The sequence below is a fragment of the Bacteroidota bacterium genome, assembly GCA_016699695.1.
Taxonomy (GTDB): domain Bacteria; phylum Bacteroidota; class Bacteroidia; order Bacteroidales; family UBA10428; genus UBA10428.
The window spans coordinates 3682273-3698154 of sequence record CP065006.1 but is presented as its reverse complement, the minus strand read 5'-3'; the positions used below and the strand labels follow the sequence as shown (position 1 = coordinate 3698154).

11 protein-coding genes and 1 pseudogene are annotated in these 15882 nt (G+C 34.3%); 8 read left to right on the top strand and 4 right to left on the bottom strand.

Annotated features, from left to right (window positions below; genetic code table 11):
* Positions 1-12 precede the first annotated feature (12 nt).
* Genes IPM71_15435 through IPM71_15420 form a run of 4 tightly spaced genes read left to right on the top strand, consistent with a single transcriptional unit; the run spans position 13 to position 6142 of the window.
* Positions 13-2328 carry an ATP-binding protein gene (locus tag IPM71_15435; protein QQS50952.1) on the top strand — a complete coding sequence of 772 codons (2316 nt, stop codon included), beginning with the start codon at positions 13-15 and terminating at the stop codon, positions 2326-2328.
* Complete coding sequence (locus IPM71_15430) at positions 2318-3424, top strand: hypothetical protein (GenBank protein ID QQS50951.1); 1107 nt, start codon at positions 2318-2320, stop codon at positions 3422-3424. The genes IPM71_15435 and IPM71_15430 overlap by 11 nt, the downstream gene beginning before the upstream one ends.
* On the top strand, positions 3424-4230 hold the full coding sequence (locus tag IPM71_15425) for a hypothetical protein (protein ID QQS50950.1): 807 nt from the start codon (positions 3424-3426) through the stop codon (positions 4228-4230). The genes IPM71_15430 and IPM71_15425 overlap by 1 nt, the downstream gene beginning before the upstream one ends.
* A 10-nt stretch (positions 4231-4240) precedes the next feature.
* Positions 4241-6142 (top strand): SAM-dependent DNA methyltransferase, encoded by a 1902-nt coding sequence (locus tag IPM71_15420; GenBank protein QQS52856.1) that lies wholly within the window; start codon positions 4241-4243, stop codon positions 6140-6142.
* Positions 6143-6480: 338 nt separating this feature from the next.
* Here IPM71_15420 and IPM71_15415 read toward each other — a convergent pair whose 3' ends face one another.
* Both IPM71_15415 and IPM71_15410 read right to left on the bottom strand, forming a co-directional pair.
* Positions 6481-7824, bottom strand: coding sequence for an IS5 family transposase (locus IPM71_15415; protein ID QQS50949.1), 1344 nt, complete (start codon positions 7822-7824; stop codon positions 6481-6483).
* A gap of 146 nt (positions 7825-7970) precedes the next feature.
* A complete protein-coding gene (locus IPM71_15410) occupies positions 7971-9314 on the bottom strand; it encodes an IS5 family transposase (GenBank protein ID QQS50948.1) in 1344 nt (447 codons plus the stop codon).
* A gap of 143 nt (positions 9315-9457) precedes the next feature.
* Between IPM71_15410 and IPM71_15405 the strand changes: the two genes are divergently transcribed.
* Positions 9458-11035, top strand: a complete 1578-nt coding sequence (locus IPM71_15405; protein QQS50947.1) for a hypothetical protein — start codon at positions 9458-9460, stop codon at positions 11033-11035.
* Positions 11036-11040: 5 nt separating this feature from the next.
* Here IPM71_15405 and IPM71_15400 read toward each other — a convergent pair whose 3' ends face one another.
* Together IPM71_15400 and IPM71_15395 are read right to left on the bottom strand one after the other, a co-directional pair.
* Positions 11041-11694, bottom strand: coding sequence for a transposase (locus IPM71_15400; protein QQS50946.1), 654 nt, complete (start codon positions 11692-11694; stop codon positions 11041-11043).
* Positions 11628-12254, bottom strand: coding sequence for a transposase (locus IPM71_15395; protein QQS50945.1), 627 nt, complete (start codon positions 12252-12254; stop codon positions 11628-11630). Before IPM71_15395 ends, IPM71_15400 begins: the two co-directional genes overlap by 67 nt.
* A gap of 1586 nt (positions 12255-13840) precedes the next feature.
* On the opposite strand from IPM71_15395, the gene IPM71_15390 reads away from it, so the two are divergent.
* The 3 genes and pseudogenes from IPM71_15390 (at position 13841) to IPM71_15380 (ending at position 15654) form a co-directional block, all read left to right on the top strand.
* Positions 13841-14080, top strand: a complete 240-nt coding sequence (locus IPM71_15390) for a type II toxin-antitoxin system ParD family antitoxin (protein QQS50944.1) — start codon at positions 13841-13843, stop codon at positions 14078-14080.
* Positions 14073-14360 (top strand): type II toxin-antitoxin system RelE/ParE family toxin, encoded by a 288-nt coding sequence (locus IPM71_15385; GenBank protein QQS50943.1) that lies wholly within the window; start codon positions 14073-14075, stop codon positions 14358-14360. Before IPM71_15390 ends, IPM71_15385 begins: the two co-directional genes overlap by 8 nt.
* A gap of 220 nt (positions 14361-14580) precedes the next feature.
* Positions 14581-15654 (top strand): annotated as a pseudogene (locus IPM71_15380) (IS3 family transposase).
* Positions 15655-15882 lie beyond the last annotated feature (228 nt).

Here is a 15882-nt window from a genome sequence, read left to right as displayed (position 1 = left end):
AAATTGGATATTATGGATGAAACTAAAATAAGGGCAAAGTTAACTGAAACAATAGCAAATGACCCTAACAATATTGATAAAATATTGAAGCTTTCACACCAACTTGCCTCTTTAGACAAGAATAATGTCCGATTTTCAGTAGACTCAGGTGTTATTGATAGGCTTGGTAAAGAATTAGTTGCAAGACACGAGACAGCTGTTTCTGAATTGGTTAAAAATGCTTACGATGCTGATGCTTCAAAAGCGACACTGCATTTTTTAAATGTTGATAATATTGGAGGAACATTAATTATTGATGATGATGGTGCAGGAATGACCAGAGACCAATTAATAAATGGTTTTATGCGCATTTCTTCAACATCAAAAATTCATGAGCCGGTCTCACCTATTTATGAAAGAAGCAGAGCTGGCAAAAAGGGAATTGGAAGATTCTCTACTCAGCGTTTAGGGAACAAATTAACCATTATTACACAAACGAAGAATTCCGAATCGGCTTTAAAAATTGTAGTAAACTGGGTAAAGTATTTAATGGATGAAGACCTTTATGTTATATCTAATAAAATAGAAGAAATACCAAAAGAAAAAGAACAAGGTACAAAGCTAATAATTGAAGACTTACGTGAGTGGTGGTCTGAATTAATGATTAAACGTGTTTATAGGTATGCAATTGATGTAATACAACCTTTTCCTGTTTCAAAAAAAGAGAAAAGAAAAGACGCTGCAATCGTTGACCCTGGGTTTGAAATTCTTTGCTCAAAAGATGGTATTGAAATAGCCAATCAACAATCAATGTTTTATCAACATGCTTTAGCTGAAATTGAAGGTTATGTTGAAAAAGGTATAGGATATTGGATGATTAATAATAGCAAAGTTGATGCTATTACAAAAAAACCGGTTGAGTTAAGTGGTTCAGACGAAAACAAGTATTTAAAATTAAGTGGAATTAGATTCAAAGCATATTATTTCATTTATTCTTCTGGTTTAATTCCTAAACAAGCAGAAAGTTATATTAGAGAAGTTACAAGGGAACAAGGTGGTATTAGAATGTATAGAAATGGATTTAGAGTGCTACCATATGGAGAACCGAATAATGATTGGTTGGGTTTAGATGCATCTGTTCGTAAAAGGATTATTTTGCCAGCTCATGGTAATAATAATTTTATTGGATTTGTTGAAATAGATGACGAGAACGGTAATTTTCAAGAGTTATCAAGTAGAGAAGGTGTTTTTTACAATGAAGCATATGAAGAGTTAATTGATTTCGTATACAAAGCATTAACTGCAGCTGTCACTCGAGTTGCTGAAGCTCGTGGACGAAAAACTCAAACAACGCAAAAAGGATGGACTGAGAAATACTCTAAAAGTCCTAAAGAATCTATCTTAGAAACAGCTGATGATTTGGAAAAAATTGCAGATGATATTGAGAAAAAGAGTGAAGAGAGCAATGCCAATGAGGATAATAAAGATGATAGTTCAGAAAGTGAACACGATAAGCAGGAAGAGAAAGAGAAAGCTGAAGAATATAGAAAAAAAGCACAGCAATTGAGAGATGCCGTTAAAAGTATTGATGAGTTAAATATGATTCGGGTTCTTGCAGGACTTGGATTGATTATAGGCGAGTTTACACATGAGATAATGAACTACCTCGGAACTTTTGATATTGATACCAAATATATTTTAGAAAATCTCAACAGGGCATCTGAAGAATATAAAAGAGCCATAAGACTGCGAAGAACATTTCAATCTTTTAACGTGTATGCCTCCTATTTCGATGAAACCATATCGCAAAATGTGAATCAGGAGTTAAAACCTGTTGAAATCAGAGACGTGATAAAACCATTTGTGCAAACAATCAAGCCAGATAGGGAACGAAATAATATTGATATGAACTCTGAAATTAATGGTTACGATTTGTTTACCTGCAAAATGCACACTTCAGAATGGGCTTCAATACTATTTAATTTATACAGTAATTCAAAAAAGGCAATTAAAAGAGCGAAACCAGATAAGGGACAAATTCTTATTAAAGCGAGTAAAATAAATAACACAATAAATGTTGAATTCATTGATAACGGCGATGGAATTCCATTAGAAAATAGAGAAAAAATATTCAATGCATTTTTCACTACATCCTCTCCTAAAGGTCACAAAGCTTCGTCAACAGATGAGTTAACAGGAACGGGATTAGGATTAAAAATTGTCCGTGACATTGTTGAAAGTTACAACGGGGAAATTTCAATTGAAAATGCTCCAGAGGGATTTTCTACTAATATTAGAATAACAGTACCAGTTGCAAAACCAGAAGAAAAGGAAGATTATGGCTTATAAAGTAATATATATTGATGATGAAAATGAAGATAGGAGTCAAGCATATGCTGATGGCTTATCGACATTAGGTTTAATCGAGATATCGATTAAAAAACCTACGAGTTTTGAGACATTACGAGATGAATTAATCCATGAACAATCTAATATTGATGCCTTAATTCTTGATTTAAGATTGGATGGAAACCAGCAAGGTGAAAGAGTTGCTAAATACACTGCTCCAATTCTGGCAACAGGAATTCGTTCTCATTTTTTAATTGAAGATGGTTTCAAAAAAGAATTTCCAATATTCTTGATTTCTAGCAAAGATAATCTTATAAAGTATTTTGATTCAGATACATCTAGCCACGATTTATTTGATTACACATTCACTAAGGCAACTGTTGGTAGTGAAGGCACCAATTACGAAAAACTAATAGCATCAATAACAGAAGCTTATAAATTAATTGGTGAAGGGAAAACAGATTTTGCAAAAATGCTTGACTATCCATCTGTTAAAGATATTGAAAATAGGATATTTACATCAAAATTCCTTACTGGAGAAGGGACTTCAGTGTCAGAGATTTCTCAATATATTTTTAATGAAATCATTCGTAAATCAGGGATTTTAATTGACGAGAAAATATTGGCTGCACGATTAGGGATTAACGTAGAAAAATCAGAAGATTGGAATAAAATATTAGGTTATCTAAAAGATTATAAATACTCGGGAGTCTTTTGTAACGTATTTGAAAGATGGTGGTTTAATGGTATTATGGATTGGTGGAGTAAAAATTTTCCAAATATATTATTAATCCGCCTAAATGCTGAAAATAGAGTCCAATTGATAAAAGAAAAATTTAAACTTAAAGAAATACAAGTAGCAGAACCAATCGCTAAAACGACAAGTACAAAGTTCTGGACAGTTTGTCAGGCATATCTAAAACCTTTAGACCCTAAAGATGGGTTCCTGGTTGATGGAAATCAATTAAAACCTTGGCAAGATAAGATATACATTTCTTTAGAATCAATTCTTGAACGCGATGCAAAAGAAAAGGGATTGGTAATACATCCTGAAGAAAAGGAACGCTTTGAGGAGATTAAACAGGAGTATTTGTAATGCCTGTTTCAAATGATAAAATGAAAATCAGGAATAAAATTGCAACTGACCTAAGGAAGTTGCAAGGAATCCTATTGACTTATTTCCCTACGGCTGAGATAAGCTCATTTGAAAGTGCAATGTCAGAGCTTAGAAATAATGAGAGAATTCAGAAGATCCCGAATGGGAATGCTAATAATAACTATTGGGGTTACTCTTTAAATCAACTTATATTCAATTTTAATAGCACCCCAAGACATACTATACCTGACGATTGCAAAGATTTAAAACTTATTTTGGATATCAAAGCCATAGGTGATTGTAATGACCTAAATACATTACGAGATACTTTTAAATGGCTTGAATTTAATATTGTGATTGAAGGTACAAGGGTTATTGATAAAGAGCCAGTCATTTTAACAACATCATATCATCTTGATAGACATATTCAAGGAGAAGAAGATGGAGAAGCTGAATATCCTCACCCACTCTATCACTTTCAATTTGGAGGAAGAAAGCTAAAAGAAAATAATCAAGCTCTTGAAACCGGGCATCTAATTGTTTTTGATAGCCCAAGAGTTGCTCATTATCCAATGGAAGCAATTTTGGGGATTGACTTTACACTCTCAAATTTTTTCCCACAAACTTGGTCAAAAATGAGAAAGGAAAGCAATGAATACATGAATCTTATTGTAGAATATCAAAACCTCATTCTTAAACCATATATCCATACCCATGCTAGTCAATGGAAGTATTCTCATAATGATATTGAAGTTAGCGACTTGTGGAGTCCCATAACTATTTGCCCACAACTAATTAATTCTTAAAACATTGGATATAAATCAAAACATACTTAGGTTTCTCAAAGAATACTCATTTAAAGTAAGGGATATAAATAGATTGTTGGTTAGTTCTTTTGTAGCGCTAAATGGTCTTAAAAATATTAAGAATAAGTTAATTCAAAATTATTTAATATCAGAAGATGAAGAAGAATTAAAACTGTTGGGTAGTTTTTTAACCCTATTTAAAGGAGTAGGTCTGGATATTGAGGAACTAATAAAACTGTTTGAGTTTGTTGTATCACCTGCAGACAAAGAAGTTAATGGTGCAGTATATACACCTAAGTTTATCAGGGAATACATTGTGTCAGAAACAATTCATAAATTCAAAAAAGAAAAAAAAGAAGCAGAGATTATTTTTGGTGATATTGCATGTGGATGTGGCGGCTTTTTTATAACAATTGCCAATATTGTCAGAAGAAACACAAATAAAAGCTTCTATGAAATTTATAGTAAGAGTGTTTATGGACTAGATATTCAGGGATACAGCGTTGAACGTACAAAAATTCTTCTATCCTTACTTGCAATATCAAAGGGTGAAGATTGTGAAACCTTTGAATTCAATTTATTTCAAGGAAATGCGCTTGACTTTGATTGGAATAAAGTAAGACATGTTAGTCAGAATAATGGCTTCGACATTATCGTAAGCAATCCGCCTTATGTTGGTTCAACAAAAATTGATTCTGAATCAAAGCATTTATTGAAGAATTGGTCTGTATCAAGTTCAGGGAAAGCTGATTTATATATCCCGTTCTTTCAAATAGGGTTAGAAAACCTTAATAATATTGGTATACTTGGATATATTACGGTTAATACATTCATAAAAAGCTTAAATGGTAGAGCAATCAGAAAATACTTTTCAGAAAATGAATTTGACCTTACAATAATTGATTTTGGAGGTGAACAATTGTTTAAAAGTCGTTCTACATATACCTGTATCTGCACAATTGGTAAGCAACAATCACCTGTAATAAAATATTTAAATACCAATAGTGGTAGTATAAATAATATTAAGAAAAAAGATTACATAAAAATTCCATATTCAAAACTGGATGATTTTGAGGGCTGGTATTTAAACCAAGATAGGATTAACACACTTATTTCAAAAATCGAAAATACAGGAGAACCTCTAGGAAAAAAATTTGAAATACGTAATGGATTTGCAACTCTAAAAAACGACATCTATGTTTTTAAACCCATCAGAGAAACAGAAGAGTTTTACTTTTTCGAACAAGATGAAAAAGAAATTAAAGTAGAGAGAGGCATTTGCAAGAATGCAATTAAGCCAAATACCTTAAAATCAGAATTAGAAATTGTGAACCATACAGAGAAACTTATATTTCCATATGAGTTGATTGATGAAAACGATTTGTTTGATGAATCTAAAAGATTGATTAAAATATTTGAAGAACCTTATCTAAAGTCACAATTCCCTTTTGCATATCAATATCTAAAGTCAAAGCAAGAAATTCTAGCACAACGTGATAAAGGTACGAGAGAATATGAAAAATGGTATGCATATGGCAGAAACCAAGCATTGACAATATTTGGGTACAAACTATTATTCCCATATATATCAAGTTCACCTTGTTTTGTATATACAGACGATAAGAATTTACTTTTTTATAATGGCTATGCAGTTATCTCTGACTCAAGTGAAGATTTGTTGATTCTTCAAAAGATTCTTATGTCCAAAATATTTTGGTTTTATATTAAACACACGAGCAAACCCTATTCTGGAGACTTTTTTTCGTTAGCAAAGAACTATGTGAAAAATTTTGGATTATGCTCTTTATCGGAGCAAGAAAGACTTATATTGACTGAAATGACTATCAAAACTGAAATTGACAATTTTCTATTAGAAAAATATAATATTGAAGAACATGAAATAACTTTATAAATACCTACCCTTCGCAACCATACACATTGCCAAGTCGCTCAAAAATGCCAACGCATAGACCAAAACTTGTCAAAGAGTATGGCTGCCCAATCGCACGGACAGACTGCGGAGAATAAAGCACTAAAACACAACACACGATACCGAGCAAACGGGGCTCACTGGGGTGCGTAGGTTTGCAGCTCGTAAACAACGTAATTGTAAACTGATAGGTGATCACCCCGCCAACCCGTCCGACTCGGTATCGTGGGACCGTTGGGCACAATAGCTAAAAACCCCTTCAAACATTGAAAATTTTAATAATGATGAGAATATTTAGTCGTCCCTTAAAAAGTCACTTTTTACGCTAAAGGATATTTTGAGATCAAAATAATATCAAAAGTTCTTTGAAAAATTGTTTCAATATATTGGCATAAAATATTCTTTAGATCTGCTTTAATTCTTAAGAGCATTTTCTTCAGATTAAAAGCAGTTCCTGCCATTATTGTGTTGACTTTGTCACCTAATTCACCCTTAAGGTAGTTGCGGATCATACGATGATCATGTTTCAAGTGGCCTATTACGGGTTCTATTCCGGCTCTGCTTCTAAAACGTTTTCTGGCCTGTTGTTTCTGATATTTTGTGGCAGAAGAAGGTAAATGTTTTGGAGTATGTATTTGTGTGTCTGCAACATATTTCCTTCCCCGATAACCCCTGTCAACAATGGCTACTTTTGGGCTATAAGCAGCAACCCGTTGAATTTGTGCTAATTGTGGATCCAGGGTATCTCCATCGTAAATGTTTTCATTAAATGCCAGGGCTCCAACTATTATCCCACTCTTACGGGTTTTTACAATACTACTTTTATTTCCGAATTCGTAAGGTTTTGCTTCCTTTCCTTTTGCTATGCATTTTACATGAGGTTCATGGATGCTGTATATCTTGTTCTTTGTATCTCTTTGTTGTTGTAGTATTTGTTGAAATAGTTCGAGCCTTGGACCATAAAAATTAAGTTGATCATCAGTCATTTTTCTTTGCAAATCTCGTACAAGCCGACCGGCTATGGTTTTAATCTTCCTGGCGGCTGCCATGGCTTTCTTTTTGCGTTTCGGATGAGTTCGAAAACGTTGATCTATCATTAATTGCTTAACTGTGCGTTTATAGGTTTGCCTAAGTGGTATGTCGGCAGTTTTAGCGATTGTATTGCACTTATCTATGATTTTCTTATGCAACTTGGTATCGGTCGGAAAGGTGATATTTTTTTCCTGTACAGTAGTATCAATCAGCACTTCTTTTTCTTTGGCTTCTTTGCCAAATATGTCAATGGATAACTTCAATAATCTTTCGGCTCCTTTTTCACCTATCCGCTTTCTGAAATGCACAAACTCACTGGGATCGAATGGTTTATCAGTCTGAAAATTAGTTTCTCCGGTAAAATATTGCCAATAAGGATTTTCAACCCATCTATCCACAATATTCTCATCACTAAGGTTATAGATGTACTTGAGAAGGACAAGCCCAATCATTCTTCGTAAAGGAACTGAGGGTCGTCCAAATTCCGTGTAATACCCTTTAAAATCATTCGTCACTGATTCCCAATCAATTCTGTCTGCCAAAACGCAGATTTCATGATCCAAATTAATAAACTGTTTCAACGGGGTTCTGAAGATGCTCAATTGAGGATGCCTTTCTGTTTTTGCCACCATTTTGCAAAGCTTTTCAGCAAATTATCAAATTTCTTGCAAATTATATCGCCTTTCTAGGGAAAATTATCAACATAACATGTTAATATACAATAACATAATGTCATTTTAAGGGGTGACTATTTAGTCGTCCCTTAAAAAGTCACTTTTTACGCTAAAGGATATTTTGAGATCAAAATAATATCAAAAGTTCTTTGAAAAATTGTTTCAATATATTGGCATAAAATATTCTTTAGATCTGCTTTAATTCTTAAGAGCATTTTCTTCAGATTAAAAGCAGTTCCTGCCATTATTGTGTTGACTTTGTCACCTAATTCACCCTTAAGGTAGTTGCGGATCATACGATGATCATGTTTCAAGTGGCCTATTACGGGTTCTATTCCGGCTCTGCTTCTAAAACGTTTTCTGGCCTGTTGTTTCTGATATTTTGTGGCAGAAGAAGGTAAATGTTTTGGAGTATGTATTTGTGTGTCTGCAACATATTTCCTTCCCCGATAACCCCTGTCAACAATGGCTACTTTTGGGCTATAAGCAGCAACCCGTTGAATTTGTGCTAATTGTGGATCCAGGGTATCTCCATCGTAAATGTTTTCATTAAATGCCAGGGCTCCAACTATTATCCCACTCTTACGGGTTTTTACAATACTACTTTTATTTCCGAATTCGTAAGGTTTTGCTTCCTTTCCTTTTGCTATGCATTTTACATGAGGTTCATGGATGCTGTATATCTTGTTCTTTGTATCTCTTTGTTGTTGTAGTATTTGTTGAAATAGTTCGAGCCTTGGACCATAAAAATTAAGTTGATCATCAGTCATTTTTCTTTGCAAATCTCGTACAAGCCGACCGGCTATGGTTTTAATCTTCCTGGCGGCTGCCATGGCTTTCTTTTTGCGTTTCGGATGAGTTCGAAAACGTTGATCTATCATTAATTGCTTAACTGTGCGTTTATAGGTTTGCCTAAGTGGTATGTCGGCAGTTTTAGCGATTGTATTGCACTTATCTATGATTTTCTTATGCAACTTGGTATCGGTCGGAAAGGTGATATTTTTTTCCTGTACAGTAGTATCAATCAGCACTTCTTTTTCTTTGGCTTCTTTGCCAAATATGTCAATGGATAACTTCAATAATCTTTCGGCTCCTTTTTCACCTATCCGCTTTCTGAAATGCACAAACTCACTGGGATCGAATGGTTTATCAGTCTGAAAATTAGTTTCTCCGGTAAAATATTGCCAATAAGGATTTTCAACCCATCTATCCACAATATTCTCATCACTAAGGTTATAGATGTACTTGAGAAGGACAAGCCCAATCATTCTTCGTAAAGGAACTGAGGGTCGTCCAAATTCCGTGTAATACCCTTTAAAATCATTCGTCACTGATTCCCAATCAATTCTGTCTGCCAAAACGCAGATTTCATGATCCAAATTAATAAACTGTTTCAACGGGGTTCTGAAGATGCTCAATTGAGGATGCCTTTCTGTTTTTGCCACCATTTTGCAAAGCTTTTCAGCAAATTATCAAATTTCTTGCAAATTATATCGCCTTTCTAGGGAAAATTATCAACATAACATGTTAATATACAATAACATAATGTCATTTTAAGGGGTGACTATTTAATAGAATTATAACCTTCTCAATGATTTTGTTGACAGCAAATTCATTTGGTCAACAATACTTTGATATTAAGAATCCTGGAAATGACTACTATAAAAAGTGTCAGGATTGTTTAGACCTAATAAACAATAAACCTAAAGAAATTCAATTTGGGATTCAAAGAGACGAATACGACAATCTATATTTTGTTGTAACCCGAAAAGAATGGTATGAGATGATGATAAAAAAGAGTGGTGATGGTATAGCTATCGACATAGTAAGTAAAGATAGTTATGATTGCTCTAAAGAAAAGATTGAACATAAACTACTTATAAAAGGAGATTTGCAGAATCCATTATATAAAAAAGAACTTGAACAAAATATGCTGCCTTCAAAAAACGGAGAAGTATCAATAAAGATGGGAAAAGTGCCTGATAAGTATTTAGATAAAGATGTAGAGTTTAACATAATCTTTCTTAAAAATAAATACCTATGCTATTACAATAGCTTCTTTGATTTAAAGACTTATCGCTGGGATTTATTAGATATGGGTTTCTATTTTGATACTCTCACCTACAAATCTACATTTGATACATCGCTTTCAGAGCAAGAAAAATATGTTTTACAAAATAAGGTATTAAAATTTGAAATTCCCTTTGAAAAGAATAAATCTGAATATTCAAGCTTAGATATCAAGCCATTATATGATTCATTAAATCTCACTGATTATAATATCAAGAAAATCACTATCCGCACTTATTCATCCATAGAAGGCAATGAAGTAAGGAACAACCAATTACAACAAGAGAGAGCGCAAAGTATTGTTTCTGCTTTACAATCATATCAAAAGCCATCAATTGTAACAGAAATTTTAGTTTCCGAAAATTGGGTTGATTTTTTGAAGGATATTTCCCTTACACAATATTCTTATTTAGCCGAATTAAGCAAAGATGAGATAAAGGAAAAGCTTAAAGACAAAAACCTTGTTTTGCAATTGGAGCCATATTTACAAAAGCATAGAAAAGCAATAATAATTCTGGATTTACAGAAAAAAGACAAATATAAAAGTATACCTGTAATCGAGTTAGTCGAATTATTTTCAAAATCTATTTCGGAGAAGAACCTTGTGCAGGCTATTGATATTCAAAACTCAATATTTGAAAAAGTTAGAAATCATGAAATCCCAACTAATTTCATCGATAAACTTGAAATTCCACAAAAATCAGAATTCAGCTTACTATTGAATAAAAATTCTATATTCAAATATCTAATGAATGAACTTGATGTATATAGTACCTATAAAGAACTAACAGAATTACAAGACTTAATCCCTAAAGATGGGCATATTAAATACAATATTTGTGCTCTTAAATTCAAGGTTTGGCTTCTAGGTGCTAGTGCTGTAAATCCGATTGATTTTAAAAAAGAAATTAGCGAATTAAAGAAGTTTGGTATTCCTGACAATTTGGTAAAACGAATGCTTATAAATTATGAGATAATCATGTGCGAATATTACATGATGCAAGGCGATTTTATTAATAAGGATAAATCATTGAAATATATTTATTCAAATTACAAATACATCACATTATCAGACAATGATTATTTAATTCTACTTTAACAGATTTACAATTTTGAATATGAGTAATTTATATCACGCTGTCGTTTTAAATGCCGGTCATAAATTCTATCAATCATTTGTTCTTCGGTCATCTGTTTATAAAGTTTAAAAGTGATAAATTCTTTAATATCACGAGCCGATAGTAAAGGTAAATCATCAAAGCAATGCAATTTTTCTTTTAAAATAAATGACGAGACCAAAAAGTTTAATGCAACCTGGTGTTGCCATGCAAGCCATTTTCGTGTCTGAAACTGGTCTAGCCCGAGTATCTGTTTTGATTCTTTTATGCAATGTTCTACAAAGTACCGTTGTGCTTGCATATAGGCTATAGCTTTCTTAGTGTATTGTTCAAGATTAGCATTGGTAAAAGAATATTTTATTTCGTCCTTGCCTTCTTTGGTTTTCGTTTTACGGATAACCAGTAACCTTTGCTCTACTTGCATTTTACTGTTATTGATTATCCAAAGCTTTATAAAATGATAGTCAGCTACAAGAACTCCTTTGGCTGTATTACGAACACTAATACGCTGCCAATTTTCGTCATTTAAAGTCTGTAAATATTTTGATACACTTAATTCGTCTGTAGTTGCTTTTAATTTCTTGGGTTCACGACCCTTATTGCTTTTTCGCTCGGGAATAGCCAAGTCAGGACGTTCCAAATATATTTTTGGTCTTTATGGATATCCAGCATGTACAGATAACCAAGCAAATCTATGCTGCTGGCAAAATCCACATCGTTACCATAATAACCATCGCCTCCAATAAAATCGAAGATGATGCCATTGGTTACTTGCTGGCGAATAATTTCTAATGCCAGTTCGAGCTTAGTTTTAAATGTTCGGTGCTTTACAGGAACGCCTGCTTTTTCGCATCTTGTCTTGTCGTCACACCAAGCCTTGGGAAGGTATAGTCGGGCATCAACCATTGATGCAAAATCCCCATTACTTAAACAAGCAAATACCGCAACCTGACTATTTGATAGTTTCCCTACATTCCCACAATATTGATGTCCAACGCCTACGCTATGGTCGCCTTTTTTTACCCAACCACTTTCATCAATAATCAATCCTGTAAGTTTTCTTTTGGGTAAAACCTGGCTTACTTCCTGGGCTACTTGATTTATCAAAACTCGATGATCCCAGTTAGACTCAGTTATAAAGTGCTGCATTTGATGGTAGTTAGCTCCCAAATCTTCGCTTATTCTTTCAATATTGCGCATCTGACTTTGTATTATTCCTAATGAATATTGCTGTGCTTTGTCAAAGAACTTCTTTGTTGAATTACAAAATACATGCTGATAATCATTAAGGTGAACACTAACTCGCTCTATTACAGAGGTCAGTGTTTTTCCATATCGATTATTATTTTTACGTTGTATTAAACATTTTTCGGAACGATAAGCCTGTTTTTCTGTGCATTGAAGATACTGAATTTCCTTGAAATATCAATGTTTACAAGGGTTTTGTTTAATCTGTTAAAGTAGAATTAAGTTTGGCCCAATACTTTGCTTCATATACCAAGTATGATTGGGCTACCAAACTTTTAGAGACAAAGGTTAAAAGTGTTGATGTTGACGAGGACTTATTGTTTTACTATCTAAACCTGACAATAATTGATGAGAAAATGACGAAGCGTGCTGACTATAGGACAATTCTACTAAATGCGTATAATATTAATTCTTCAAGATTTTGTGAGATATTTGATCCATTTGGTCAAGGTGGGGTAACTTTTCAATTATTAGAAAACGAATATTTAAGAAAAACATATTGCGAAAACTGTAATTAACTTAATCTAATCGCTACTATGCCCAACAAGCATTATACGCAATACGGGTTGTTTTGCTATATTTGAGCCATGTACAAACAATTAACATTCAGTAGTGCTGGCAGTCGGGCGTTCCAAATTCCCCGCACTGCGCATACTGCTGGGCGTTGCGTGCAATGGCATCAAAACCGTGACACCTGGAAATCGGATGAAAGTAAAGTACACCGATAGGTATCCTTCGGGATTGTATGAACCGATTCTAATCTGACTTTGTAGCCCGGCATAAGTTTCTACACTGTAGTTAACGTTCTGCATCAGGATTCCTATCGCTGCACTTTTATTTTGATTTGACCTGCAAGAAATCAATGATGCTGATACCATTTGAACTCAACGCTCGATAGGATTTGAGAAGTTTGTTATGATTTGCTATTGGATATGTATTTAACGTATGAAAACTCTATGATTTAATGATTTAAGAGTTATTGGGAGAGCCAATTCTGACAAGCCTCGCTACTACTCGTATTGTGATTTCCAGTGCAAGTAGATAAGTCAGACACAAATTGATTTCTGACTGCAAGTAGATTTTAATACACGGATTACAAAAAGCCTCTCTCCTACTTATATTATGACTTCCAGTGCAAGTAAATAAGTCAAACACAAATTGACTTCTGGCTGCAAGTAGATTTTTATGTGCTGATTTATAAAGGCTATCGTAAACGTGAGATTTCTAAAAATTAAGCTACAACGGGATTTTAAAATCCAATTGCGCTAAACTGTTTGGATATTTCGCTTTAGCTGTTTATTGGGATTGATAGAACAAAGAAATAAAACAAAAACCCATTGCACGCAACAAGCAGTATACGCAATACGGGTTGTTTTGCTATATTTGAGCCATGTACAAGCAATTAACATTCAGTAGTTCTGACAGTCGGGCTTTCCAAAACTCCCGCACTGCGCATACTGCTGGGCGTTGCCAACAATACTGACAAAAACTTGCAAATGATTCATATTTGGTGTAATTTTACATCAAAAAATTAAACTATGTCAAGACAAAGTATATCTTTCTCGAAACCAAATGATGAATGGTTGAAAGCTCAAATAGACAGTGAAGAATATTCTAGCAAAAGTGAGCTTGTCAACGATTTGATTAGACAGGCTCGGAAACAGCAGGCTCATATTGACTGGATTAGAGCAAAATTGGAAAATTCCGAAAGGAGTGGATTTACAAGTGATACCAAAGAGCAAATTTTAAAACAGTCAAAATCTCTGCTTAATGGCTGAGTATAGACTAAGCTATGCAGCCAAAGAGGACTTGATTCGCATTCATCATTTTGGAGTCAAAAAATTTGGTATTTCTCAAGCTGACAAATACTTTGATACTTTTTTTGACTATTTTGAAATTATTGCCGAGAGTCCATTTGCATTTGAATCTGTGGATTACATAAAAGCAGGATATAGAAGATGTCCTTGTGGCTCTGACACCATATATTACAGGATCAATGATAATATGGTTGAGATAATGGCAATTGTTGGAATGCAAGATTTGAAAAATATACTTTAAACTTTAAGGATTTGGATTATTCTGAGATGAAAACGTACTGTTGGCAACACATGGTAGAGTTCATGCGGGTTTCAGAGGTTTGCGAGCGGGATTGGCTCGTAAACAAAGCAGGTAGTAAACTGATAGGAAATTGCCTCGAAATCCCGCACGAAACCCTACTGAAAGCTTCCCCCAAAACAGTAGCGATTAAAAATATAGTTTAATCGTTAACTTTGGTAGAATGAAAACAACAAAATTTACAGAGAGTCAAATCATCAAGATTCTGAAAGAGCAGGACCAAGGCAAGAGTGTTTCGGATATCTGCCGGGAGCATGGTATAAGCCAACCAACTTTTTATCAGTGGAAATCAAAGTATTCAGGGATGGAGGTAACCCAGTTGAAAAGACTTAAGGAACTGGAACGAGAACTTTCGCAATACAAGAAGATTGTAGCTGAACAGGCGTTGCATATCACGGTTTTAAAAGATGTAATTGAAAAAAAAGCTCTAAGGCCTGCAGAGAAACGGGAATTGGTAACCTATGCTCAACAAAGGCACACGTTGAGCATTCGGCAGGCCTGTGTGCTATTTAATATATACCAGAGTGTATATTATTATCAACCCATTGCGGGGAATGATCAGGAAATTAAGGACAAGCTGGCAGAACTAGCAGAGGTTCATCGCCGGTGGGGATTTTGGATGATGCACTATCACCTGCGGCAATTAAATCATTTCTGGAACCATAAAAGAGTTTATCGGGTTTATACCGAGATGAAGCTTAACTTGAGAAGAAAATGTAAAAGAAGGCTGCCATTGCGCCCGCAGGAGTCCTTGTTACAGCCGCTATTACCTAACTTAACCTGGAGCATGGATTTTATGCATGATGTGCTTAATAACGGAGTTAAATTCAGGACATTTAATGTAATCGATGATTTTAACCGGGAAGCTTTGACTATCACCTTAGGTACAAGTATTACAAGTCTGCGGGTAATCAGGGAACTGGAACGATTAATCGACTGGAGAGGCAAACCCGAACACATAAGGGTTGATAATGGGCCGGAATTTATCGCCCAGGCTATGGAAGACTGGGCAAACGATAAGAATATAAAACTCAAGTTTATTCCCAAAGGAAAACCGCATAGAAATGGTTATGTAGAGCGATTCAACAGAAGCTATCGTGAAGAAGTTCTGGATAGTTACCTATTTGAAAACATCCGACAGGCACAACTAATCTCAAATGCATGGCTATGGTCTTACAATAATGAGCGACCCCATAGTTCGCTGATGTACCACACTCCGGTATCATTCCTATTGAAATATGGAAAACTTCACCGCCCACAAGGCCCAACAAAGTTTCCCACATTTCAACAGGACATAAACATTAATTTAAAAAGTTTAATTTTAAATGCTACTAATTAGGGGAAGCTTTCAACACAACGTCCGCTAACACGCGGTATAAAAAATTGCCAGTTTAGTAGGTTATTCAAGGGCTGTAGCCCGCTTCAACTTTTGTGTAAATTGATAGGAAATCGCCCGCAATTGGCA

Excerpts from the sequence above, each read along its gene's own strand:
- IPM71_15435 (QQS50952.1), top strand. The coding sequence starts at position 13 with ATGGATGAAACTAAAATAAGGGCAAAGTTAACTGAAACAATAGCAAAT.
- IPM71_15430 (QQS50951.1), top strand. The coding sequence starts at position 2,318 with ATGGCTTATAAAGTAATATATATTGATGATGAAAATGAAGATAGGAGT.
- IPM71_15425 (QQS50950.1), top strand. The coding sequence starts at position 3,424 with ATGCCTGTTTCAAATGATAAAATGAAAATCAGGAATAAAATTGCAACT.
- IPM71_15415 (QQS50949.1), bottom strand. The coding sequence starts at position 7,824 with ATGGTGGCAAAAACAGAAAGGCATCCTCAATTGAGCATCTTCAGAACC.
- IPM71_15410 (QQS50948.1), bottom strand. The coding sequence starts at position 9,314 with ATGGTGGCAAAAACAGAAAGGCATCCTCAATTGAGCATCTTCAGAACC.
- IPM71_15405 (QQS50947.1), top strand. The coding sequence starts at position 9,458 with ATGATTTTGTTGACAGCAAATTCATTTGGTCAACAATACTTTGATATT.
- IPM71_15395 (QQS50945.1), bottom strand. The coding sequence starts at position 12,254 with ATGCGCAATATTGAAAGAATAAGCGAAGATTTGGGAGCTAACTACCAT.
- IPM71_15390 (QQS50944.1), top strand. The coding sequence starts at position 13,841 with ATGTCAAGACAAAGTATATCTTTCTCGAAACCAAATGATGAATGGTTG.
- IPM71_15385 (QQS50943.1), top strand. The coding sequence starts at position 14,073 with ATGGCTGAGTATAGACTAAGCTATGCAGCCAAAGAGGACTTGATTCGC.